The organism is Bacillus sp. P4_D3, from assembly GCF_056401855.1.
Genome location: NZ_JBFUIN010001279.1, coordinates 1 through 590 on the forward strand (window position 1 = coordinate 1; position 590 = coordinate 590).

Annotated in this window: 1 protein-coding gene and 1 pseudogene; both read left to right on the forward strand. The window is 29.3% G+C overall.

Going from position 1 to position 590, the window contains the following annotated elements; translation table 11 throughout:
• Positions 1 to 272, forward strand: a pseudogene (locus AC1DTM_RS30800) (transglutaminase domain-containing protein); the annotation flags it as partial.
• A gap of 109 nt (positions 273 to 381) precedes the next feature.
• A complete protein-coding gene (locus AC1DTM_RS30805; protein ID WP_016104592.1) occupies positions 382 to 582 on the forward strand; it encodes a DUF4083 domain-containing protein in 201 nt (66 codons plus the stop codon).
• Positions 583 to 590: the final 8 nt, after the last annotated feature.

The window sequence follows — 590 nt, forward strand, 5'->3', positions numbered from 1 at the left end:
TGTTAAAAGAAACAAATTTAAAGTATTTATCTGCACAATATGGAGCGGAAAATTACAATGAGTTTAAGAAAAAATTACAGCAACAATTTGCTTCCAAGCCAGAAAAAGTAGAAGTACGATATAAGCAGTCAATGGATGGAACGATGCAAGATATAAAGAAAGTATTAAATGAAATAACTTGGCCAAAAGGTGCAAAGCGTGTATCTTATCAAGTTGCGCCATATAGTGCAATGACAGGTTATTCATTAGCGACAATTACATTTACGTATTAATGAAAAAGAGCATCTTTAAAAGGTGCTCTTTTTGCGTTTGATTTATAATTTTATTGACTATTTAGAATTGAGTGATAAAATGATCAGGAATAGAGGATGTGATAGCTGAATGAATTTGTTCGAAAATAATATATTTGCATTGATATATTTTTGTCTAGTAATCGGACTTATCGCTTTGTTTTTTGTATCATTTACTCTGTTCATTAAAAGATTATTGCAAAACAACATTATGAAAAAACAACACGTGATCAATATGAATCAGAAGTTAGATCGGATTATTGAATTGCTTGAAAAAGATAAAAAAGAATGATGGAAGAT